Below are 214 nucleotides of genomic sequence, written 5' to 3'. Positions count from 1 at the left end.
CATACAGCGCCTGCTCCAGGGCATCGAGCACGAAGCCGGTGTGTGCTGAGTTCGATACCTGCCAGCCCACGATCCGTCGGGCAAAGACGTCGATGATGAACGCCACATAAACAAAGCCCTGCCCGGTGGAAACGTAGGTGAAGTCCGAGACCCACAGGCTGTTGGGTCGAGTGGCCTGGAACTGACGATTGACGTGATCCGGCGGGCACGGTGT

The 214-nt window shown here is 60.3% G+C and carries 1 protein-coding gene; it reads right to left on the bottom strand.

Going from position 1 to position 214, the window contains the following annotated elements; genetic code table 11:
- Positions 1–214, bottom strand: a 214-nt coding sequence (locus ACYQ1H_RS15695) for a DDE-type integrase/transposase/recombinase (protein ID WP_460028968.1), incomplete at both ends; no start/stop codon positions are given.

This window comes from Methyloparacoccus murrellii (genome assembly GCF_054657115.1).
Note: the sequence above shows the minus strand (reverse complement) of the source record. Positions and strands in the feature narration are given on the sequence as shown.